We start from the raw sequence: 20,949 nt of genomic DNA, 5'->3' as shown, positions 1-20,949 counted from the left end.
GCCCCCCGTCGAGGGGGGCCGTCCTCCGGTCCTCGTCCGGTGTCCCTTCGGAAGATCTCGGATGTTCCAGGACGTCGCGGGTCAGAAGTTCCAGGACACCGTGCTGTCGAAGTGCATGAAGGCCACCAGCACCACGAGGTCGGCGACGCCCAGGCCGAGGCCGAGGAAGGCGCGGCCACGACGGGCGGTGCCGCGCCAGAGGGCGGCGGAGGCGAGGACGATGGCGATCGGGCCCAGGAAGACGTTCAGCACCAGCAGACCGAGCAACCCGAGGATGAAGGAGGCGACGGCCATGCCGTCGGCGTCCCGGGTGCCGGTGCGAGGGGTGGGCGTGGCGGTGAGTTCCATGGGATGAGTCAGCTCCCTGCGGCTCAGTGGGCGGAGGTGTGGCGCCGGCGTCCGGCGCGCTCGCGGACCGCGAAGACGGTCAGCCAGATGCCGATGACGGCGGCGGCGACGAGGGAGACGGGCAGCGGGGCATGGGCCACCGCGCCCATGACGACACCCATCAGCAGGAGGGCGGCGACGAGGAACAGCATGTGAGTGCCTCTCGTGAGTCTCTGGGTCCGGTCCCCGTGGTCGCCGCCTCGACGGTGAGGCTCCGAATGGTTCGGGGACCTGACGATTCAGTGAACGGTTGTAGTAACACTTGTTCACTGACTCCCAAGTCTAGCGCGTCGCCCGGCTTTCCAATTACAGAGAACAGTTGTTAACTGCATGGTATGAGTCACACTCTCGGCATCCGGCAGGCGCAGAAGCAGAAGACGCGACAGGCGCTCCTGGACGCGGCGTTGGAGCTGCTGGAGGAGCAGAGCCTGAGCAGCCTGGGCCTGCGCGAGGTCACCCGTGCCGTGGGCGTGGCCCCGACCGCCTTCTACCGGCACTTCCGCTCGACGGCGGATCTGGGTGTGGCCCTGGTCGAGGAGGCCCTGGGCAGCCTGCACCCGATGATCGGGGACACGGTGTCCGCGGCCGGCGACAGCGGCGAACGCATCGAGCGTGCCGTCGATCTGATCGCCCACCATGTCGAGACCCACCCCGCCCACGTCCGCTTCATCGCCCGCGAGCGACACGGCGGCGTGCAGCCGGTGCGGCAGGCGATCAGTGACCAACTGGCCCGGTTCGCCCAGGAGGTGCGGGTGGAGCTGGCCAAACACCCCGAGTCGGAGGGGTGGAGCGACGACGATCTGCTGATGCTCGCCGGCCTGTACGTCGACCAGATGCTGATGACGGCCTCGCTCTACCTGGAGGCGCTGGAGGCGTCCGAGGAGGAACGGGAGCGGGTGGCCGGGGTGGCGGGCCGCCAGATGCGGCTCATCGCCATCGGCCGCCGCAACTGGCTGGGTTGACCCACCGCCCCCCAGCGGGCGGCGGTACACACCCGTCCCGGCAACGGCCCCCGATGATGCGCCGGCCCCGGCAACGGGCCCCAGTGAGCCACCTGTCCCGCCCACGGGCCGGCGTGACCCACCTGCCCGGGCAACGGACTCCGGTGACGCCCCCGTCCCCGCAACGGGCCGGGGCGACGCGCCCGTTCACCCGACGCGGCACCCCCGGACCCCAAGTACGCGACCCCGGGCGGACCGTGGGGTCTCGAGACGCAGAATCATGTCGACGCGGAAGCGCCGCACCCGGCCGCGACACGCTCGGCGGCCCGCAGCACCAACAACGCGGCCGGGCCGATGGCGGGCGGGTACCACATCCCACGCTCGTCCCAGCCGCGCGCCGCCGTTCGACTCGGCGCCGCCGACCCCCGAGGGAGGCGGCGCGTACGAGCGGCCGACGGCCTGCTAGCCGAGCCTGACCCGGGCGAGCTGCCGGGACTGCGCGACCAGCCGGTCCGCGCTGTCCCACACCTCGGCGTCCTCCTCCAGAAAGCCGCCGGCCAGGTTACGGGTGGTGATGGAGACGCGCAGCGGGCCGGGCGCGGGACGGCAGCGCACGTGCACCGTGAGTTCGACCGTCGGCACCCAGCCCGACAGTCCGATCTCGAAGGCGGTCGGCGGCAGCGCGTCCACCGCGAGGAGCAGCGAGAGCGGGTCGGCGTCGCGGCCGTCGGCGAGCCCGAACCAGGCCCGCATCTCGCCCTTGCCGGACGGCGCCCCGAGGGCCCAGCCCAGCGTCGAGGGGTCGAGCTTGAGCATCAGCCGTTCGGTGATGGCGGAGCTGCCGTCGATGGGGGCCGGTCCGTCCTCGGGCCCGAAGCAGTGCTCCATCGGCGGGATCGCGGGCGGCGTCGCCGTGGTGCGGACGTCGTCGGGCAGGGCGCCCAGGTCGCCGTACGAGGCGAGCACGCGGATCCGTTCGACCTCGCGGCCTTCGTCGTCGTACTGGAAGAGCGAGGCCTGGCCGGTCGACAGGGTGCGGCCGGTACGGACGACGTCCGTGCGGACGACCGCGGGTCCCGGCTGGGAGGCGGTGAGGTAGTGCGCCGAGATGGTGAACGGGTCGTCGTGCGGCAGGGCGTCCGCGAGGGCGCGGCCCAGGACGGCCAGCAGGTATCCGCCGTTGACGGCGCTGATGATCGTCCATCCCGGGGACAGGTCGACGTCGTAGACGCCGGGTGCACGCAGGGCGACCGCGGTGTCGCGGTCGAACTCACTGTCGCCGATCGTGGCTCGCACGGCCTGTGCCGAAGCTGCTTCTGACATGCCTGAACGGTACAACAGGGCATTACTAAGCGGTAGCTTTTGCTGCTTCGCTCACGTCACACGCCCAGGCCCAAGGTGAGATTTAGGCAATTTCTTGGTAAGTGTCCGCCACTCGTCCGTGACCAACGGCTTCGGAACCCCCTCTTCAGGGACATAGAACCCGATGCAGCCGCCGAGCCTGATCCAGCCCGTCACAGGAAGAGCCGCACAGACCGTGAGCCTCACCGGAACGCCGTTCCTCCTCACCGCGATCTCCCTGGTCGCGGTCGCCCTCGTCCTCCCTCTCGTCCTGTGGTCGCGCATCCCCGGCCCCGCGTTCCTGCGCAGCACGGCCCGGATGCTGATGCTGCTGTTCGCCCAGGGCACGGCGATCACCCTCGTCTTCGTGCTCGTGAACAACGCCAACAGCCTCTACAACAACTGGTCCGACCTCCTCGGCACGGGCAACCACGTGCAGGCCGCCGCCGACCTGGGCGTCGACGGCACCGGTGGTGTCTCGGTACGGGAGCTGCCCAGGATCCACCAGACGTTCGCGGCGGCGGACGGCCCCGCCATGCGGCAGGCGGGCGGGGTGCGCGTCACCCAGCTGCACGGCCAGGTCTCGGGCGTGAACGCCGAGGTCTACGTCTGGCTGCCGCCGCAGTACAACGAGCCCGCCTACCGCAACCGCAAGTTCCCCGTGGTCGAGCTCCTGCCCGGCTATCCGGGCTCGGCCAAGGCATGGTTCGGTTCTCTGAAGGTGCACGAACAACTGCTGCCGCTGATGCGTGACGGCCAGGTCGCGCCGTTCATCCTGGTGGCGCCGCGTACGACGCTGCTGGCCAAGGTGGACACCGGCTGCGCGAACGTCCCCGGCAAGGTGAACGCCGACACCTGGCTCAGCATCGACGTGCCGAAGATGGTGACGGACAACTTCCGCGCCAAGGCCGCGCCGGACGGCTGGGGCGTCGCCGGCTACTCGGCGGGGGCGCACTGCGCGACCAAGCTCGCCGTCGCCCACCCCGACCGCTACCGGGCCGCCGTCAGCATGTCCGGCTACAACGACCCGATCGGCGAACGCAATTCGCTGCCCGCGCGCACCATCGAGCTGCGCCGCCGGAACAACCCCCTCCTGCTGCTGCGCGCCGACCGCGTGCCGCCCCGCGTCGCGCTCTACTACTCCGGCGAGGTCCACGACGGCTACGAGGCGGGCGCCGCGCTCCAGCAGATCGCGAAACCGCCGACGACCGTACAGGTGGTGCTGCTGCCGCGGAGCGCCGGCGGCCACAACATGGCCCTGTGGCGACCGCAGGTGACCGAGGTGTTCCGCTGGCTGACCCTGCAGATCGGCCCCGGCGCGCGGGCTAAGGAGTCTCCGCCTCGGTCGCCGTCGAACGCCGGTTCCAGGCGCGCGGCGCTCGCCAGTGGAAGCGCATCGCGAGAAGCCGCAGCACGAAGGCCGTGACGACCGCGAGCCCGCTGGTGAAAGGGGTCAGCGCGTCGTAGCGGATGCACAGGGCGACCATGGTGGCGCCGACGATGGCGGGGACCGCGTAGAGGTCGCGGTCCCAGCGCAGCAGCGAGGGCACCTCGTTGGCGAGCACGTCCCGCAGCACACCGCCGCCGACCGCGGTGGCGAGCCCGAGGGCCGCCGACGCGGTCAGGCCGAGACCGTACTCGTACGCCTTCGTGGTACCCGCGACGCAGAACAGACCGAGTCCGGCCGCGTCGAAGACGTTCACCGCGACCTGGATGCGCTCCACCTCGGGATGCAGGAAGAAGACCAGGAGCGCGGCCAGCAGCGGCGTGAGGAAGTAGCCGAGGTCGGTGAACGCGGCCGGCGGCACGGCCCCGATGACCACGTCGCGCAACAGCCCCCCGCCCAGCGCGGTGACCTCGGCGAGGACGGCGATGCCGAAGACGTCGAAGTTCTTGCGTACGGCCAGCAGGGCACCCGAGATCGCGAAGACGAAGATGCCGATCAGGTCGAGCGTGTGCTGGACGGAGGGACTGAAAAGTTGCTGAAGCACCCCTACATTCTCACCCGCCGCAGGGACTGCACCTTACAAAGAAAGGCCTAGAGGGCAAGCGGAGGCCTAGAGGGAAGGTTTTCCGGGGCTGAAGAGCCAGGCCTGGAAGAGATCGTCGAGCTGCTGACCTGAGACCTTCTCCGCGAGCCGGACGAAGTCGGCCGTGTTCGCGTTGCCGTAGCGGTGCAGCTTGGTCCAGGCGGGCAGCAGCTTGAAGAACGCGGTGTCGCCGATGCGCTCGCGCAGCATCTGGAGCGTCATCGCGCCGCGCTGGTAGACCGCCGAGGCGAACATGGTGTCCCGCTGCGGATCGGCGACCACCGTCTGCCAGAAGGACGAGTCCGCGGGCCGTGTGTCGTACCCGGCGAGGAACGAGTCGTGCGCCGAGCGGACACCCTGGTGTTCGGACCACAGCCACTGGGCGTAGGTCGCGAAGCCCTCGTTGAGCCAGATGTCCTTCCAGCGCTCGACCGAGACCGAGTCGCCGAACCACTGGTGCGCCAGCTCGTGCACGATGGTCGACTCGGAGCGCACGGCGGAGTACGCGGGCTTGGACTGCACCTCCAGCGAGAACCCGGCCTCCGGCATGTCGTCGACGATCGCACCGGTCTCCTCGAAGGGATACGGACCGAAGATCTGCGACCAGTAGTCGGTGGCCGCGGCCGTCACGGCGTACACGTCGACGCTGTTGCTGTCGGCGAGCACCGGGTCGATGGCGACGTAGATCGGCGTGCCGGCCGGGGTCCTCCCGGACTTCACGTCGAACTTCCCGATGGTCGCGGTCGCGAGGTAGGTCGCCATGGGCCGGCTCTCGCGCCAGTGCGTGACGGTGCTGGCACCCTTGTCGTGCGTCGAGATCAGGCGGCCGTTGGAGACTCCGGTGAGGCCCTTCGGAGCCTTGATACGGATGTCGTACGTGGCCTTGTCGGAGGGGTGGTCGCTGGACGGGAACCAGGTGGAGGCTGCGTTCGGCTCGCAGGCGACGAAGACCCCGTCGGCGGTCTTCATCCACCCGTAGTCGGAGCCGAAGACGATCGGTCCGTTGAGAGCCTCGGGGACACCGCCGTAGGTGACGGTCACCGTGAAGGTCCTGCCCTTCGACAGCGGGCCGCGCGGGGTGATGTGGATCTCGTCGCCCGCACGCGTGAAGCCGGCCCGTCTGCCGTTCACCTCGACCTTCGTGACCTCCAGCTTCTGCAGGTCCAGGTCGAACGAGGAGAGGTTCTGGGTGGCACGGGCCGTGAGCGTCGTACGCCCGTCGAGGCGGTCGGTGTCCGGGTTGTACGCCACGTCGAGGTCGTAGTGGCGGGCGTCGAAGCCACCGTTGCCGAGCTGGGGGAAGTAGGTGTCGCCGATGCCGTCGGCGCCCGGTTTCGGGGCGGACGAGGCGGCGATGACGAGAAAGGAGGCCGCCGCGGTGGCGAGGGCCCCTAAACGTGCCGAACGGGAGAGTGCCATGAGCGTCCCTTTCGTACGTGTTCCGATCGTTCCTGATCAGATGGACACGCGAGACTCTGCACTCTCCCGTTCGGGCATGTTCATGACTTTGCCCAATCGTCACGGCCTACTTGTCGCTTGACTCCTGACGACCGGCTTCCGGTTCGGCGGGGCCTCCTGGCCCGCACCTCCCGGTTCCGCCCAAACCTGTGCCCCGGTAGCCGATGTTCCGGCTACCGGGGCGGGTCGTCGGCGGACGCGCGCCGACTTCGGTACTGCGCCTGACTACTTCTGGGTGTCGGTCCCGGTTTCCTTCGGCGCGACCGTTCCCGATTCCTCCGACGCGTCCGGCTCATCGGCGACGACCGCCTCGGCGGGCTCCTCGGACACCACCGCGGCGGGCTCCTCGGACACCACCTCGGCGGGCTCCTCGGACACCACCGCGGCGGGCTCCTCCGCAGCGGCCACCGGGGCGGGCTCCTCCGCAGCGGCCACCGGGGGCTCCTCGGCGGCGGCCGTCGTGGTCTCCTCCGCCGGGGTCTCGGCGGCGTGCAGTTCGGCGGCCACCGCCGCCGACGTCTCCGCCGACTCCGCCAGCACCTCGTCGGCCACGAACTCGGCTGCCTGCTTCGCAATGGACAGCAGCACCGTGTCCTGCGGTGCCTGGTCCTCGAAGTTCTCCGGGTGGTGGCAGGCGACCTGCTGGCCGGGCTTCAGCTCCAGGAGCGGCGGCTCGGTCGTCTTGCAGATCTCCGTGGCCTTCCAGCACCGCGTGTGGAAGCGGCAGCCGCTCGGCGGCGAGATCGGCGAGGGCACGTCGCCCGTGAGCAGAATCCGCTCGCTCTTCGCGTTCTTGCGCTTCGGGTCCGGGATCGGCACCGCGGACATCAGGGCCTTGGTGTACGGGTGCATCGGCGCCGAGTAGAGCAGGTCGCGGTCGGCGAGCTCCACGATCTTGCCGAGGTACATCACCGCGATCCGGTCCGAGACGTGCCGGACGACCGACAGGTCGTGCGCGATGATCACGTACGTGAGGCCGAGCTCCTGCTGCAGGTCGTCGAGAAGGTTGACGACCTGCGCCTGGATGGACACGTCCAGCGCCGACACCGGCTCGTCCGCGACGACCAGCTTCGGGTTCAGCGCGAGCGCGCGGGCGATGCCGATGCGCTGGCGCTGGCCGCCGGAGAACTCGTGCGGATACCGGTTGTAGTGCTCGGGGTTGAGGCCGACGACCGACAGCAGTCGCTGGACCTCCTTCTTGACGCCGCCCTCGGGGGTCACGCCCTGCAGCTTGAACGGGGCACTGATGATCGTGCCGACCGTGTGGCGGGGGTTGAGTGACGAGTACGGGTCCTGGAAGATCATCTGGACGTCACGGCGCATCGGCCGCATGCCGCTCACACCGAGGTGCGTGATGTCCTTGCCCTGGAACTCGACCTTGCCCTCGGTCGGTTCGAGCAGCCGTGTGATGAGCCGGCCCATCGTGGACTTGCCGCAGCCGGACTCGCCCACGACGCCCAGGGTCTCCCCGGCGCGCACCTCGAAGTCGAGACCGTCGACGGCGCGCACGGCTCCGACCTGACGCTGCAGCAGACCCTTCCGGATGGGGAAGTGCTTCTGCAGTCCGGTCACCTTCAGCAGGACGTCACCGGGAGCGGCGTCCTTGGTGAGGGTGGCGCCGCCTTCGTCCTGTGCCTGTGCGGGAATGGTCACTTCCGCGTCCTTGGCTTTCTCGCTCACAGCTTCGGCGCAATCTCTTCGATCCAGATGCGTTCCCGCTGCTCCTGGGTCATGTGGCAGGCGGCCCAGTGCCGTCCGCCGACCTCGGTCAGCTCGGGACGGACCGTGCGGGTCACGTTGTCCTTGGGAACGTCCGCGTACGGGCAGCGCGGGTTGAAGGCGCAGCCGGACGGGAGGTTGATCAGCGAGGGCGGAGAGCCCTTGACGGGGATGAGGCGTTCGGTCTGCTCACGGTCCAGGCGCGGCATCGAGCCGAGCAGCCCCCAGGTGTAGGGGTGCCGGGGCTCGTAGAACACCTTCTCGGCGGGACCGCGCTCGATGCAACGGCCGCCGTACATCACCAGGATGTCGTCGGAGAGCTCGGCGACGACGCCCAGGTCGTGGGTGATGACGATGACCGCGGAGCCGAACTCCTTCTGCAGGTCCCGGATCAGGTCGAGGATCTGCGCCTGGACGGTCACGTCCAGGGCGGTCGTCGGCTCGTCCGCGATGAGCAGCTCGGGGTTGTTGACCAGCGACATCGCGATCATCGCGCGCTGGCGCATACCGCCGGAGAACTCGTGCGGGTAGCTGTCCACGCGCTTGTCCGGCTGCGGAATGCCCACCCGGTCGAGCATCTCGACCGCGCGGCGCTTCGCCGTCTTCTTGTCCACCTTGTGGTGGATGCGGTACGCCTCCACGATCTGCTGACCGATCGTGTAGTACGGGTGCAGCGCGGACAGCGGATCCTGGAAGATCATCGCCATCTCGCGGCCACGCAGCTTGCGCACGTAGTCCGGGTCGGCGGACAGCAGTTCGGTGCCGTTCAGCCAGATCTCACCGGAGATCTGTGCCTTGCGCTTGCCGTACTGGCCGGCCGTGTGCAGACCCATGATGCCGAGCGAGGTCACCGACTTGCCGGAGCCGGACTCGCCCACGATGCCGAGGGTCTTGCCCTTCTCCAGCTGGAAGCTGAGCCCGTCGACGGACTTGACCAGACCGTCGTCGGTCGGGAAGTGCACCTTCAGGTCGCGTACTTCGAGGAAGGCGGAGGGCGCGGGCGAGTCCACGACGGGCTCGGCCACCGCTCCGCTCTTGCTGAGTTCGGTCATGAGAGCCTCACTCGGGGGTCGATCACGGCGTACAGGACGTCCACCACGAGGTTGGCGATCAGCACCGCGAGAGAAGTGATCAGGGTGACGCCCAGGATGATGGGCAGGTCCTGGTTCCGGATGGCGTCGAGCACCGCGCGGCCGAGGCCGGGCAGGTTGAACGTCGACTCCGTCAGGATGGCACCGCCGATGAGGGCGCCGAGGTCCATGCCCAGCATGGTGAGGATGGGGGTCATCGTGGAGCGCATGGCGTGCTTTCCGATGACGACCTGCTCCTTGAGGCCCTTGGCGCGCGCCGTGCGGATGTAGTCCTCGCCGAGGATCTCCAGCATGGTGGCGCGGGTGATCCGGGCGTACATCGCCGCGTAGAGGAACGCGAGGGTGATCCAGGGCAGGATCATGCCGCCGAACCAGCCGCTGATGCTCTGGTCGAAGGGCACGTACTGCGCGTTGATCCATTTCAGGCCGAAGGCGAAGATCGCCAGGCTGAGCAGACCGGTGAAGTAGATGGGGAGGGAGACACCCGCCAGGGCGACGACCATCGCGCCACGGTCCCAGATGCTGCCCCGCTTGAGCGCGGAGAGCACACCGGCCGCGACACCGAAGACCAGCCACAGCACGGCGGCACCGAGCGCGAGACCCAGGGTCACCGGGAATCGGTCGGTGAGCACCGGCCAGACGGCCTGCTCGCTGCGGAAGGAGTAGCCGAAGCAGGGCGCGGCGCAGTGCGTGACGTCGCCACCGCCCGAGTAGGTGCGTCCGGCGAAGATGCCCTTGAAGAACTCCCAGACCTGGGAGTAGATCGGGTCGCTCAGGCCCAGCTTCTGCCGTACGGCCTCGACAGCGGCCGGGTCGGCCTGCTTGCCCACGAAGCTCGAGGCGATGTCCACGCCCGCCCACTTGGGGACGAGGAAGAAGATGCCGAAGACCACCATGACGATGACCACCAGCATCACTGCGGCGGCGAACAGCCGCCTGATGAGGTAAGCGAGCACAGCTTACGGCCCGCTGCGGGGCCGCGGGCCACCGGAGGTCATCCGGTGGCCCGCGGCCACGCCGCGCCGGCCTTCACCTGCCTTTCGTGCCTGTACGGCGGGTGTGCCGGTTTACTTCTTCGGGTTCTTCAGACCGAGGTTGACGAAGTCGTACGTACCGCTGTAGTTGTCCGTCGTGTAGACGTTCGCGAGGTTGTCGCCGCGCCAGTTGATGAACTTCTCGAAGGTGAAGGGCAGGTAGTACGCGCCCTCCATGACCTTGTGGTTGATCTCCGTCGAGAGCTTGGTCTTGCCCGCTTCGTCCAGCGTGGTGACGTACTGGTCGAAAAGACCGTCGATGGTCTTGTCGTTGATCAGGGCGAAGTTGTTGTTACCGCTCGGCGCGATGTACTTGCTGTCCCACAGCGGCAGACCGAAGCCCTGGACGGTCGGGAAGTCCGGACCCCAGCCCATGATGATGATGCCGTAGCCCTTCTTCTTCACGTTCGAGGGGCTGCCGATGATGCCGGTGGTCTGCGAACCGTCGAACTGGTCGATCTGCGCGGTGATGCCGACCTTCTTCAGCGACGCCTGCAGCGACTGGGCCGTGGCCACCTCGACCGGCTTGTTGTTGCGGACCGCGATGGTGGTGGTGAAGCCGTTCGGCTTGCCACACGCCTTCAGGGCTTCCTTGGCCTTGGCGACGTTGCCGTTCTTGTCGGCACCGGAGATGCCGTACGGGTCGTACTTCTGGCCCTCGGCGCCCGGGACGGACGGCGGGAGCATGTTGGTGCCGATGTCACCACCGGCGACCGGGCCACCGCGCGCGGTCTGCAGCGAGACGTGGTCGGCGCCGAGGATGACCGCCTTGCGGCAATTGACGTTGTCGAACGGCTTCACGCTCTGCGGGAAGGCCGCGTAACGGATGTAGCCGGAGATCGGGTTGTCCAGGTTGGCCTTGTGCTCCTTCAGGGCGGTGGTGCGGCCCTGCGGGGACATGCCGGTCTGGTTGATGTCCAGGTCCAGGTCACCGTTGAGCAGACGCTGGTCCAGCTGGTTGGCGTCCGAGAAGAACTGAACGGTGATCTTGTCCGGGTACGCCTTGCGGATCGGGTCCGAGGACTGCTTCCACTGGGTGTTGCGCTCCAGCGTCAGGCTCTTGCCGGGGCTGTACGACGAGAACTTGTACGGGCCGGAGGAGAACGGCTTCAGGCCGTACTTGGACTTGGTGTCCATGTCCTGGCGGACCGGGGAGGCCGAGACCAGACCCAGCACCTCCTGGAAGTCCGAGTTGGCCTTGGGGAGGTGGAAGACGACGGTCTTGTCGTCCGGGGTGGAGATCGCCTTCAGGCCCAGCTTGTCCTTGGACGTGTCCTTGTAGGGACCCTTGTACTCGCCCTTCGGGTCCAGGAAGTCCTTGAGGTAGGTCGGACCGCCGGACAGCACGTCCTGCGCCCAGACGCGCTCGATGCCGTACTTGACGTCCTTGGACGTGATCGGCTTGCCGTCCTCCCACGTGACGCCGTCACGCAGGGTGTACGTGTAGGTCTTGCCGTCGTCGGTGACCTTGGCGAGACCGGTGGCGAGGTCCGGGGTGAGCTCGGCGCCCGCCTTGCCCGGCTCCGTCTTGCCCGTGACCAGCTGGCGGCTGTAGTAGCGCGCGAAGTCCCACATGAAGCCGTAGTAGCCACGCGTGGTGTCCCACGAGTCGGCGTCCTGGGCACCGCCGAACCGCAGCGTGCCACCCTTCTTGGCAAGGGAGGCCTGGGCGACCTTGTTGTTCGCGGCGTCGAAACCGGCGGCGCCGGTCTTCGAACCGCCCTTGTCGTCGCTGCCACTGCCGCCGCACGCCGCTGTGGTCAGCAGTGCGGCGACCGCAGCAGCGGCGGCGAACGCCTGCTTACGCCGCCCTGAGGTGCGTTGGGTAGTCACGATCTCGGATCCTCCGGATTTGATGAGAGACCCCGTGTCAGTGCCACGGGACGCTTGAGGTGTGGCAGTTCAGCGGGAAGCCTTCGGGTCCAGCGCGTCACGCACGCCGTCGCCGAACAGGTTGAAGGCAAGGACGGTGATGAAGATCGCCACACCGGGGACCACCATGTACATGGGGTCGGACTCGTAGTAGTCGATCGCGCTCGACAGCATCTGTCCCCAGGACGAGGTGGGCGGCTTGACGCCCACGCCCAGGAAGCTGAGCGCCGCCTCGGTGAGGATGTTCGTGGGGATCATCATCGTCGTGTAGACGATGATCGGCGCCACCAGGTTGGGCAGCAGCTCCTTGAACAGGATGTAGAAGCGCCCGGCGCCCAGCGATCGGGCGGCCTCGACGTACTCGCGCTCACGCATCGAGAGCGTCTGGCCGCGCACCACGCGTCCGATGTAGGGCCAGCCGAAGAAGCCGATGACCAGGATCATCACGAACACACGCACGTTGGAGCCGGACAGGCCCAGCATGTTGTTCGGCATCACCGAGACCAGGGCGATCGTGAACAGAAGCTGCGGGAAGGCCAGCAGGCCGTCCATCACGCGGCTGATGAGCGAGTCGACCCAGCCTCCGAAGAAGCCCGCCAGGATGCCGAGCACGGTGCCGAGGATGACCGCGACGACGGCGGAGAGGAAGCCCACCAGGAGCGAGACGCGGGCACCGTAGAGGATGCGGGCGAGGATGTCGCGGCCGTTGATGGGCTCGACGCCCAGCAGGTGGTCGCCGCTGATGCCGCCCAATGACCCCGTGGGAGTGCCGAACAGAGGGTCGATCAGCTTCTCGTTGAAGGTGTCCGGGTCCTGACCGAGCAGGTGGGTGATCACTGGCGCGAGCAGGGCGATCACGATGAGGACGAGCACGACGATGCCGCCGGTCAGGGCGAGCTTGTCCCTCTTCAGGCGCTCCCAGGCGATCCGGCCCAGGGAACGTCCCTGCACGACCTTCTCGCCGGCGGTGGCAGCCGCCGCTTCTTCGGCCGCACTCGGGGGTGCCTCCGCGGTCGGCTCGTGCAATGGTGCCGTCATCTGGCAGGGACCCCTCTCAACCGGCGGTAGCCGGCCCACACGTGCCGCTCGTAGCGGCGTGATCAGTCCGTCGTACACAGGGGCTAAACCCCCTGGAGCGGGAGTCTTCAACGCGTCGGCGATCTGTAGCCAGACCTGACGGTGAATGGATGCCTAAACGTGATGCTGTTTGAGGTGTTCCGTTATCCGGACGGTGGGTAACGGGTGTCGGACACGGGGCAGTTGGTACGGTCGCGGCGAATACGGTCCCTAACCGGACGATCCCTTGCCATCTACGCGCGAAGACATGCCGACTCTCCGGTGAAGAAGCCGTGACAGCCCTTCACCGTTCGTCCCGCGACGGTCTCAGTAAACACCGCGCGCCGGCGGGTACCCGTACCCGCCCGCCACCGGAGCCTGCGCGGGGGCCGCGTGGGCCTCGCGGTCGTAGAACGGGCGCGCGTTGGCGCGCAGCCACATCGCCACCGGGTCGTACTCGTCGGACATCGCGACGGTCGACACGGGCAGCCCCTCCGGAACGGCGCCGATCGACTGCTGCATCATCGCCCGCACCGAGTCGACGGCGGCCGGCGAGGTGTCGTAGACGTCGAGCCCGATGGCCAGATAGGGCGCTCCGAGCGCGGGCTGCACCCAGGTCCGCCGCAGGGAGCGGACGGCGGGGGTGCGATGCGCGTTCTGCGTGAGCAGGGCGTAGAACTGCGGGATCTCGATGCCGGGTTCGGACAGCCGCAGCGGGCCTGCGGGCTGGCGCTCCAGGCCCGCGGCGATCCGGCGCAGATCCAGCCACGGGATGCCGAGCCCGCCGCCGGGAGCGTGCGGATTGAGCCAGAGTCCGAAGTGGTCGGGGTAGAGGGTGCGGGCCACGTCGAGGCCGTCGACGACCTCGTACGACCGGTTCCAGCCACTGGCCGAGAGCTCCTGGGCGGAGGTGACGCACGGCGCGTAACCGAGGCCCTCCACCTCCATGTTCCCGTACTGGGCGTCCGGGGAGCCACCCTGGCCGTGCCAGAGCAGCATCCACACCTGGCCGGACGACGGGGTCGCGAGCGCGCGAAGGAGCGCCTCGTAGGCGTCGTAACGCCCGGGCGTCACCTGGCGCAGCATGTGCTCGACCTGCCCGGCCGCGGCCGTGCCCGACGCACTCACCCTCAATCGCCCCTTCGCGAAGAAATCACGATGAACTCACCCATTACGCCAGCGACACCGGTGCCCGAGATGCGTCGACACCTCGCCCACACCCCGACCGAGCCATGAAACCAGCTTAAGCGGCGATCCTGACAGCGACTTGACGCACGGCTCCGGAGCTCCCCGCCCGCGTCAGTAGCCCTGCCGGTAGAACGGTCGCACGTTCGCGCGCATCCACTCCCCCACCGGGTCCTGCGCGACGTCGAGGAACACCATGTTCACCGGCCGGTCCACCGGCACCCGGCCGAGGGCCCGGCCGAGCGCGTCCAGCGGGAGCGTCCGGGCGTCGCCCTCCCATCCGGTCAGTTCGACCCCGATGAACATCAGGGGGTCGTCGCCCTCGATGCTGGCCAGGCAGCGGCGCGCGGTCAGCACCACACCGGTCGCCGCGAACTCGCCCGAGGCCGCGGCCAGGAAGTCCACCGGGTCGTCCTGCCAGTCGGGTTCGGAGAGCTGCACCCGGCCGCCGCTCGCGGGACCGTCCAGCGGGGTGCGCCCGGCACGGCACAGCTCGGCGACCACGAGGGGCGGCAGCGGTACGCCCACCACACCGCCCGGGTTGATCGCGACGCCGACCTGCGGGGGCAGCCCGCGGGCGAACTCGACGGCGGGCGCGATCGTGAACGACAGATGGCTGCCGACGACCTGGCGGAACTGTTCCTCGGAGCTGAAGACCGGCACGTACGCCTGGCCCTCGATCTCCAGCGTGGGCAGATCGAGGGGGCCGGCGTGCGGACCGCCGCCGTTGGGCAGCGGCACCCAGACGAAGCTGCGGCCGAGGACCTCGACGATGCGGCCGCCCGCCGAGGGCACTCCGAGGGACGCGGAGAGCACCTCCTCCAGTTCGTTGCCCGGCCACCCGCCGTGCGGGTGGGGGTGCGGGTGCGCTGGTGCCGGGAAGTCGGGGAAGTCCATCTGTCTACCGCCTGCTGTGAACCGCTGATCCGGTGTTCCGGTGTCCTGGTGTGCTGCTCTGGTGTTCCGGCTGGAAAGGTTAGTGGGCGCCCGCGACCCTCTCGTACGACGATGTCCCGTTCTCCCGCGCCCGCCCCCGCCCGGCCTTCCGTCCGGCCGGCTCCGCGCTCACGTACGACGCGCGCTCCCGTACGACGAACACCCGCACGGCCGGTCCCCGCGACGCCGTCAGCCGTCGAAGTCGATCCGGCGCAGCACGTCCGCCGCTTCGCGGTCGAGGAGTACCGCCGAGCCGCAGCCCTCCGGCAGTTCGCCCCGCTCGACGCAGCGCAGCAGCCGGCTCAGCGCGCCCCGGTGACGCGCGAAGGCGTACCGCGAGACGCCCCGGCCGCGCTCGCGCTGACCCTCCAGCGCCGTGCCGGGCGTGACGTCGAGGAGCAGGAGGTGGAGGGTGCCGCCCCGGCGGCGGGCCTCGCGGGCGAGCCAGCGGCGCACCCAGGCCTGGGTACCGCAGTCGTGCACGACGACGCCTGCGCCGGAACGCAGCGTGCGGCGCAGGCCCGCGTAGTGCGCGAGGCGGACGAAGGGGCGGTAGACGGCGTACGGGAGCCGGCGGGCCAGCCGGCCGTCCCAGCGGTCGCGGGTGTCCTGGGAGTCCACGCGCCGGCCGGCGACCGCGCGGCGCATCAGGGTCGACTTGCCGCTGCCCGGCAGCCCGGTGACCACCACGAGGTCCGCCGTGCCGAAGTACAGGCCGTGCGGGCTGTGCCCGGCCCGCTCCCTGAGGTCGCGGACGACGGCCGCCGGAAGCGTGCCGCACGCCTCCCGGGCCGCGGTACTCGGCTGCTGCGGCAGCGCGAGGGCCGAGGTCGTCGCGTACGCCCTGGTCCTGTTCACCGTGATCGTCCTCCCCTTGGGTCTGGAGTCCCATCCCCGTCGAGTGTAAAGAGAAGGTAATGCGCGGTGGTTCCTGTTTCCGTGTTCGGACTGCCACAGGCCGGTTACAGATGCGGACTGCCGTCATGGGACGGCGCGTGCAATGATGTGCCCGCCAACTGCATACCGGCCGCTTGAATCCGCGCGGGAGAGTTCCCAGTGACGTGCACACATCCGTGTGACGTACGTGCTGCTGGGACGCCGAAGGAGCAAGTCCCTCCCTTGAATCTCTCAGGCCCCGTTACCGCGCGGGCGAGGCACATCTGAAAAGCGGGCCGCTGACCGGTGGCTCCACCCAAGGTGCAAGTCGTGACCTCCGTTCGCGGGGTCGTGATGAACCTCTCAGGTTCCGATGACAGATGGGGAGGAACGACCTCGCCGTCATGCCTTGGGAGCCCCACCGATGAGCAGTAACGCCCCCCGCCGTACCGCGCTCGATGCCCTGCATCGCTCGCTGGGCGCGACGATGACCGACTTCGCGGGCTGGGACATGCCCCTGCGGTACGGCTCCGAGCGCGACGAGCACGTCGCCGTCCGCACCCGCGCCGGTCTCTTCGACCTCTCGCACATGGGCGAGATCACGGTCACCGGCCCGCAGGCCGCCGCGCTGCTGAACCACGCGCTGGTGGGCAACATCGCCTCCGTCGGCGTGGGCCGTGCCCGCTACACCATGATCTGCCGGGCTGACGGCGGCATCCTGGACGACCTGATCGTGTACCGGCTGGCCGAGACCGAGTACATGGTCGTCGCCAACGCCTCCAACGCCCAGGTCGTCCTCGACGCGCTGACCGAGCGCGCCGCCGGTTTCGACGCCGAGGTCCGTGACGACCGGGACGCGTACGCGCTGCTCGCCATCCAGGGCCCCGAGTCCCCCGGCATCCTCAAGTCGCTGACCGACGCCGACCTCGACGGCCTGAAGTACTACGCGGGTCTGCCGGGCACGGTCGCGGGCGTCCCGGCGCTGATCGCGCGCACCGGCTACACGGGCGAGGACGGCTTCGAGCTCTTCGTGGCCCCGTCCGACGCCGAGAAGCTCTGGCAGGCGCTGACCGAGGCGGGGGCACCGGCCGGGCTGGTCCCGTGCGGTCTGTCCTGCCGCGACACGCTGCGCCTGGAGGCGGGCATGCCGCTGTACGGGCACGAGCTGACCACCTCGCTCACCCCCTTCGACGCGGGGCTCGGGCGGGTCGTGAAGTTCGAGAAGGAGGGTGACTTCGTGGGGCGCGAGGCCCTGGAGGCCGCCGCCGAACGCGCCGCCGCGAACCCCCCGCGGGTGCTCGTCGGGCTCGTCGCCGAGGGCCGCCGCGTCCCGCGCGCCGGGTTCGCCGTCGTCGCGGGCGGCGCGGTCGTCGGCGAGGTCACCTCCGGCGCCCCCTCCCCTACGCTGGGCCGGCCGATCGCCATGGCCTACGTCGACGCCGCGCACGCCGCACCGGGCACGACCGGGGTCGGCGTGGACATCCGGGGCAGTCACGAACCGTACGAGGTCGTGGCCCTGCCGTTCTACAAGCGCCAGAAGTAGGTCCACCAGGGCTCGGGCGCGTCGACGTGACGTACCTCGCCGCGCCCTGTCCCCTGTCTCACGACACCCCGGCATCCGGACGCCCCGTCCGTACCCGTTCACCAGCACTCCCCCGCGTACAGGAGAATTCAGGCCATGAGCAACCCCCAGCAGCTGCGCTACAGCAAGGAGCACGAGTGGCTGTCGGTCGCCGAGGACGGCGTCTCGACAGTCGGCATCACCGAGTTCGCGGCCAACGCGCTCGGCGATGTCGTCTACGCCCAGCTTCCGGAGGTCGGTGACACGGTGACCGCGGGCGAGTCCTGCGGGGAGCTGGAGTCGACCAAGTCGGTCAGCGACCTGTACGCGCCGGTCACCGGCGAGATCGTGGAGGCCAACCAGGACGTCGTGGACGACCCCTCACTGGTGAACTCCGCGCCCTTCGAGGGCGGCTGGCTGTTCAAGGTACGCGTCACCGACGAGCCGGACGACCTGATGTCCGCCGACGAGTACACCGCCTTCACCGCCGGCTGAGGAGTCACCGCATGTCGCTTCTGAACACGCCCCTTCACGAGCTGGACCCGGACGTCGCGGCCGCCCTCGACGCCGAGCTGCACCGCCAGCAGTCCACCCTGGAGATGATCGCCTCGGAGAACTTCGCTCCGGTCGCGGTCATGGAGGCCCAGGGCTCGGTCCTGACCAACAAGTACGCCGAGGGCTACCCGGGCCGCCGTTACTACGGCGGCTGCGAACACGTCGACGTCGTCGAGCAGATCGCCATCGACCGCGTCAAGGCGCTGTTCGGCGCCGAGCACGCGAACGTGCAGCCGCACTCGGGCGCCCAGGCCAACGCGGCCGCGATGTTCGCGCTGCTCAAGCCGGGCGACACGATCATGGGCCTGAACCTCGCGCACGGCGGGCACCTGACCCACGGCATGAAGATCAACTTCTCCGGCAAGCTCTACAACGTGGTCGCGTACCACGTCGACGAGGAGTCGGGCCAGGTCGACATGGCCGAGGTCGAGCGTCTCGCCAAGGAGTCCAGGCCGAAGCTGATCGTGGCCGGCTGGTCCGCCTACCCGCGTCAGCTCGACTTCGCCGCCTTCCGCCGGATCGCGGACGAGGTCGGCGCGTACCTGATGGTCGACATGGCGCACTTCGCCGGCCTGGTGGCGGCGGGGCTGCACCCGAACCCGGTGCCGCACGCCCACGTCGTCACCACGACCACCCACAAGACGCTGGGCGGCCCGCGCGGTGGCGTGATCCTCTCCACCGCCGAACTGGCCAAGAAGATCAACTCCGCGGTCTTCCCGGGCCAGCAGGGCGGTCCACTGGAGCACGTGATCGCCGCGAAGGCCGTCTCCTTCAAGGTCGCCGCCTCCGACGACTTCAAGGAGCGCCAGCAGCGCACGCTCGACGGCGCGCGGATCCTCGCCGAACGCCTGGTGCGGGCCGACGTCACCGAGCACGGTGTCTCGGTCCTGTCGGGCGGCACGGAGGTGCACCTGGTCCTGGTCGACCTGCGCAACTCCGAGCTGGACGGACAGCAGGCCGAGGACCGGCTCCACGAGGTCGGCATCACGGTCAACCGGAACGCGATCCCGAATGACCCGCGGCCCCCGATGGTGACCTCGGGCCTGCGCATCGGCACCCCCGCCCTCGCCACCCGCGGCTTCCAGGCCGAGGACTTCACCGAGGTCGCGGACATCATCGCCGAGACGCTGAAGCCGTCCTACGACGCGGACGCCCTCAAGGCCCGGGTGTCCGCTCTGGCCGACAAGCACCCGCTGTACCCCGGCCTGAAGTAGTTCGCACGGAACGTACGATTCTTCGGGGCGCCGCGCACACTGGAGGCACAGCTGTGTGCGGCGCCCACCTCATGCACCACCCCGCTTGCTAGGAGTTCCCGTGGCCATCTCGGTCTTCGACCTGTTCTCGATCGGCATAGGCCCGTCCAGCTCCCACACGGTGGGCCCGATGCGCGCGGCACGGATGTTCGCCCACCGGCTGCGCAACGAGGACCTGCTGCCCGCCGTGGCCTCCGTCCGGGCCGAGCTGTACGGCTCACTGGGCGCGACCGGACACGGGCACGGCACGCCTAAGGCGGTGCTGCTCGGCCTGGAGGGCGCCTCGCCGCGGACGGTGGACGTGGAGGGGGCCGACGACCGCGTCGAGGCGATCAAGGCCTCGGGCCGCATCAGCCTGCTCGGCGAGCGGGAGATCCCCTTCTCCTTCGACGACGACCTGATCCTGCACCGGCGCAAGGCCCTGCCGTACCACGCGAACGGTATGACGATCTTCGCGTACGGCGCCTCCGGCGAACTGGTGCTGGAGAAGACGTACTACTCCGTCGGCGGCGGCTTCGTGGTCGACGAGGACGCGGTGGGCGAGGACCGCATCAAGCTGGACGACACCGTCCTGAAGTATCCCTTCCGCACGGGCGACGAGCTGCTGCGGCTGACCCAGGAGACCGGACTGTCGATCTCCGCGCTGATGCTGGAGAACGAGCGGGCCTGGCGCACCGAGGAGGAGATCCGCGAGGGCCTTCTCGCCATCTGGCGCGTGATGCAGGCGTGCGTGTCACGCGGCATGTCCCGCGAGGGCATCCTGCCCGGCGGCCTGCGGGTGCGGCGGCGTGCCGCCGTCTCGGCCCGCCAGCTGCGCGCCGAGGGCGACCCGCTGGCCCACGCGATGGAGTGGATCACCCTCTACGCGATGGCGGTCAACGAGGAGAACGCGGCGGGCGGCCGGGTCGTCACCGCCCCCACCAACGGTGCCGCGGGCATCATCCCCGCGGTGCTGCACTACTACATCAACTTCGTCCCCGGTGCCGACGAGGACGGTGTGGTCCGCTTCCTGCTGGCCGCGGGCGCGATCGGCATGCTCTTCAAGGAGAACGCGTCCATCTCGGGCGCCGAGGTCGGCTGCCAGGGCGAGGTCGGCTCCGCCTGCTCGATGGCGGCGGGCGCCCTCGCCGAGGTACTGGGCGGCTCGCCCGAGCAGGTCGAGAACGCCGCGGAGATCGGCATGGAACACAACCTCGGCCTCACCTGCGACCCGGTCGGCGGCCTGGTCCAGATCCCCTGCATCGAGCGCAACGGCATGGCCGCGGTCAAGGCGGTCACCGCCACGAAGATGGCGATGCGCGGCGACGGCTCCCACAAGGTGTCCCTCGACAAGGTCATCAAGACCATGAAGGAGACCGGCGCGGACATGAGCGTCAAGTACAAGGAGACGGCGCGGGGCGGGCTGGCCGTCAACATCATCGAGTGCTGAGGGAATCCGAACGGACACTGACCTGCGCGTTCGTGTGATTCGGCGCGGTCGGGGCCGTACGCGGCGGATGAACCGCGCCGCAACTCACGGCCGAGGGACGACCGCGAAGCCTTCGGGCGCCCCACTGCCGTCACCGGCCCGAGCGGCGCCGCCGTCCGCCTCAGGTGCACGGTCGAGAGCTGACTCGCCCGCCGACCGAATCCGACAGCACGACGGAGTCCCGGG

The 20,949-nt window shown here is 69.4% G+C and carries 19 protein-coding genes and 2 riboswitches; of the genes, 6 read left to right on the top strand and 13 right to left on the bottom strand.

The window, feature by feature from the left end:
- Window positions 1–81: 81 nt before the first annotated feature.
- Window positions 82–348, bottom strand: a complete 267-nt coding sequence (locus tag OHB41_RS31685; RefSeq protein ID WP_266701491.1) for a DUF4190 domain-containing protein — start codon at window positions 346–348, stop codon at window positions 82–84.
- Window positions 349–371: 23 nt separating this feature from the next.
- The gene (locus tag OHB41_RS31680; protein ID WP_266701490.1) at window positions 372–539 is read right to left on the bottom strand and encodes a hypothetical protein; all 168 of its coding nucleotides are present in this window, start codon (window positions 537–539) and stop codon (window positions 372–374) included.
- Window positions 540–722: 183 nt separating this feature from the next.
- Between OHB41_RS31680 and OHB41_RS31675 the strand changes: the two genes are divergently transcribed.
- Window positions 723–1,349, top strand: a complete 627-nt coding sequence (locus OHB41_RS31675; RefSeq protein ID WP_266701489.1) for a TetR family transcriptional regulator — start codon at window positions 723–725, stop codon at window positions 1,347–1,349.
- A 441-nt stretch (window positions 1,350–1,790) separates the two neighbouring features.
- Here the strand turns inward: OHB41_RS31675 and OHB41_RS31670 are convergent, their stop codons facing one another.
- The gene (locus OHB41_RS31670; protein WP_266701488.1) at window positions 1,791–2,651 is read right to left on the bottom strand and encodes a thioesterase family protein; all 861 of its coding nucleotides are present in this window, start codon (window positions 2,649–2,651) and stop codon (window positions 1,791–1,793) included.
- A gap of 214 nt (window positions 2,652–2,865) precedes the next feature.
- Here OHB41_RS31670 and OHB41_RS31665 point away from each other — a divergent pair, with 214 nt between their 5' ends.
- The gene (locus tag OHB41_RS31665; RefSeq protein ID WP_266701487.1) at window positions 2,866–4,095 is read left to right on the top strand and encodes an alpha/beta hydrolase; all 1,230 of its coding nucleotides are present in this window, start codon (window positions 2,866–2,868) and stop codon (window positions 4,093–4,095) included.
- On the opposite strand, the gene OHB41_RS31660 is transcribed toward OHB41_RS31665, so the two are convergent.
- The 10 genes from OHB41_RS31660 to OHB41_RS31615 all read right to left on the bottom strand — a co-directional run bounded on the left by OHB41_RS31660 (window position 3,995) and on the right by OHB41_RS31615 (window position 15,914).
- On the bottom strand, window positions 3,995–4,660 hold the full coding sequence (locus tag OHB41_RS31660) for a trimeric intracellular cation channel family protein (RefSeq protein WP_266701486.1): 666 nt from the start codon (window positions 4,658–4,660) through the stop codon (window positions 3,995–3,997). The genes OHB41_RS31665 and OHB41_RS31660 overlap by 101 nt on opposite strands.
- Before the next feature lie 66 nt (window positions 4,661–4,726).
- Window positions 4,727–6,118, bottom strand: coding sequence for a M1 family metallopeptidase (locus OHB41_RS31655; protein WP_266701485.1), 1,392 nt, complete (start codon window positions 6,116–6,118; stop codon window positions 4,727–4,729).
- Window positions 6,119–6,382: 264 nt separating this feature from the next.
- Window positions 6,383–7,810 carry an ABC transporter ATP-binding protein gene (locus OHB41_RS31650; RefSeq protein WP_526024985.1) on the bottom strand — a complete coding sequence of 476 codons (1,428 nt, stop codon included), beginning with the start codon at window positions 7,808–7,810 and terminating at the stop codon, window positions 6,383–6,385.
- 23 nt (window positions 7,811–7,833) lie between these two features.
- Entirely contained in the window at window positions 7,834–8,928 is a 1,095-nt protein-coding gene (locus tag OHB41_RS31645; protein WP_266701484.1) for an ABC transporter ATP-binding protein, read from the bottom strand.
- Window positions 8,925–9,923, bottom strand: coding sequence for an ABC transporter permease (locus tag OHB41_RS31640; RefSeq protein ID WP_075031574.1), 999 nt, complete (start codon window positions 9,921–9,923; stop codon window positions 8,925–8,927). The genes OHB41_RS31645 and OHB41_RS31640 overlap by 4 nt, the downstream gene beginning before the upstream one ends.
- A gap of 111 nt (window positions 9,924–10,034) precedes the next feature.
- Entirely contained in the window at window positions 10,035–11,834 is a 1,800-nt protein-coding gene (locus tag OHB41_RS31635) for an ABC transporter substrate-binding protein (RefSeq protein ID WP_266701483.1), read from the bottom strand.
- A gap of 69 nt (window positions 11,835–11,903) precedes the next feature.
- On the bottom strand, window positions 11,904–12,911 hold the full coding sequence (locus OHB41_RS31630; RefSeq protein ID WP_266701482.1) for an ABC transporter permease: 1,008 nt from the start codon (window positions 12,909–12,911) through the stop codon (window positions 11,904–11,906).
- Between the two features lie 345 nt (window positions 12,912–13,256).
- On the bottom strand, window positions 13,257–14,057 hold the full coding sequence (locus OHB41_RS31625; RefSeq protein WP_266701481.1) for an enhanced serine sensitivity protein SseB C-terminal domain-containing protein: 801 nt from the start codon (window positions 14,055–14,057) through the stop codon (window positions 13,257–13,259).
- Window positions 14,058–14,228: 171 nt separating this feature from the next.
- Window positions 14,229–15,011: an enhanced serine sensitivity protein SseB gene (locus OHB41_RS31620; RefSeq protein WP_266701480.1), complete on the bottom strand. Its 783-nt coding sequence runs from the start codon at window positions 15,009–15,011 to the stop codon at window positions 14,229–14,231.
- A gap of 228 nt (window positions 15,012–15,239) precedes the next feature.
- Complete coding sequence (locus tag OHB41_RS31615) at window positions 15,240–15,914, bottom strand: AAA family ATPase (protein WP_266706286.1); 675 nt, start codon at window positions 15,912–15,914, stop codon at window positions 15,240–15,242.
- Between the two features lie 168 nt (window positions 15,915–16,082).
- Window positions 16,083–16,204: riboswitch (glycine riboswitch) on the top strand.
- A riboswitch (glycine riboswitch) is annotated at window positions 16,205–16,316 on the top strand.
- A gap of 34 nt (window positions 16,317–16,350) precedes the next feature.
- Here OHB41_RS31615 and gcvT point away from each other — a divergent pair.
- The 4 genes from gcvT to OHB41_RS31595 all read left to right on the top strand — a co-directional run bounded on the left by gcvT (window position 16,351) and on the right by OHB41_RS31595 (window position 20,724).
- On the top strand, window positions 16,351–17,469 hold the full coding sequence (gene gcvT / locus OHB41_RS31610; protein ID WP_266701479.1) for a glycine cleavage system aminomethyltransferase GcvT: 1,119 nt from the start codon (window positions 16,351–16,353) through the stop codon (window positions 17,467–17,469).
- Between the two features lie 135 nt (window positions 17,470–17,604).
- Window positions 17,605–17,982 carry a glycine cleavage system protein GcvH gene (gcvH, locus tag OHB41_RS31605; RefSeq protein ID WP_266701478.1) on the top strand — a complete coding sequence of 126 codons (378 nt, stop codon included), beginning with the start codon at window positions 17,605–17,607 and terminating at the stop codon, window positions 17,980–17,982.
- A gap of 11 nt (window positions 17,983–17,993) precedes the next feature.
- Window positions 17,994–19,256, top strand: coding sequence for a serine hydroxymethyltransferase (glyA, locus tag OHB41_RS31600; RefSeq protein ID WP_266701477.1), 1,263 nt, complete (start codon window positions 17,994–17,996; stop codon window positions 19,254–19,256).
- A gap of 100 nt (window positions 19,257–19,356) precedes the next feature.
- Window positions 19,357–20,724 carry an L-serine ammonia-lyase gene (locus OHB41_RS31595; protein WP_266701476.1) on the top strand — a complete coding sequence of 456 codons (1,368 nt, stop codon included), beginning with the start codon at window positions 19,357–19,359 and terminating at the stop codon, window positions 20,722–20,724.
- Window positions 20,725–20,949: the final 225 nt, after the last annotated feature.

The sequence above is a fragment of the Streptomyces sp. NBC_01571 genome (assembly GCF_026339875.1).
In the GTDB taxonomy this organism is placed as follows: Bacteria; Actinomycetota; Actinomycetes; order Streptomycetales; family Streptomycetaceae; genus Streptomyces.
The sequence above is the reverse complement of the archived record's forward strand: the minus strand, read 5'-3'. Positions and strand labels throughout refer to the sequence as shown.

Bases quoted from the DNA above. Each gene is read 5' to 3' on its own strand.
- OHB41_RS31630 (WP_266701482.1), bottom strand. From the start codon at position 12,911: ATGACGGCACCATTGCACGAGCCGACCGCGGAGGCACCCCCGAGTGCG.
- OHB41_RS31670 (WP_266701488.1), bottom strand. From the start codon at position 2,651: ATGTCAGAAGCAGCTTCGGCACAGGCCGTGCGAGCCACGATCGGCGAC.
- OHB41_RS31685 (WP_266701491.1), bottom strand. From the start codon at position 348: ATGGAACTCACCGCCACGCCCACCCCTCGCACCGGCACCCGGGACGCC.
- OHB41_RS31655 (WP_266701485.1), bottom strand. From the start codon at position 6,118: ATGGCACTCTCCCGTTCGGCACGTTTAGGGGCCCTCGCCACCGCGGCG.
- gcvT (WP_266701479.1), top strand. From the start codon at position 16,351: ATGAGCAGTAACGCCCCCCGCCGTACCGCGCTCGATGCCCTGCATCGC.
- OHB41_RS31620 (WP_266701480.1), bottom strand. From the start codon at position 15,011: ATGGACTTCCCCGACTTCCCGGCACCAGCGCACCCGCACCCCCACCCG.
- OHB41_RS31680 (WP_266701490.1), bottom strand. From the start codon at position 539: ATGCTGTTCCTCGTCGCCGCCCTCCTGCTGATGGGTGTCGTCATGGGC.
- gcvH (WP_266701478.1), top strand. From the start codon at position 17,605: ATGAGCAACCCCCAGCAGCTGCGCTACAGCAAGGAGCACGAGTGGCTG.
- OHB41_RS31675 (WP_266701489.1), top strand. From the start codon at position 723: ATGAGTCACACTCTCGGCATCCGGCAGGCGCAGAAGCAGAAGACGCGA.
- OHB41_RS31645 (WP_266701484.1), bottom strand. From the start codon at position 8,928: ATGACCGAACTCAGCAAGAGCGGAGCGGTGGCCGAGCCCGTCGTGGAC.
- glyA (WP_266701477.1), top strand. From the start codon at position 17,994: ATGTCGCTTCTGAACACGCCCCTTCACGAGCTGGACCCGGACGTCGCG.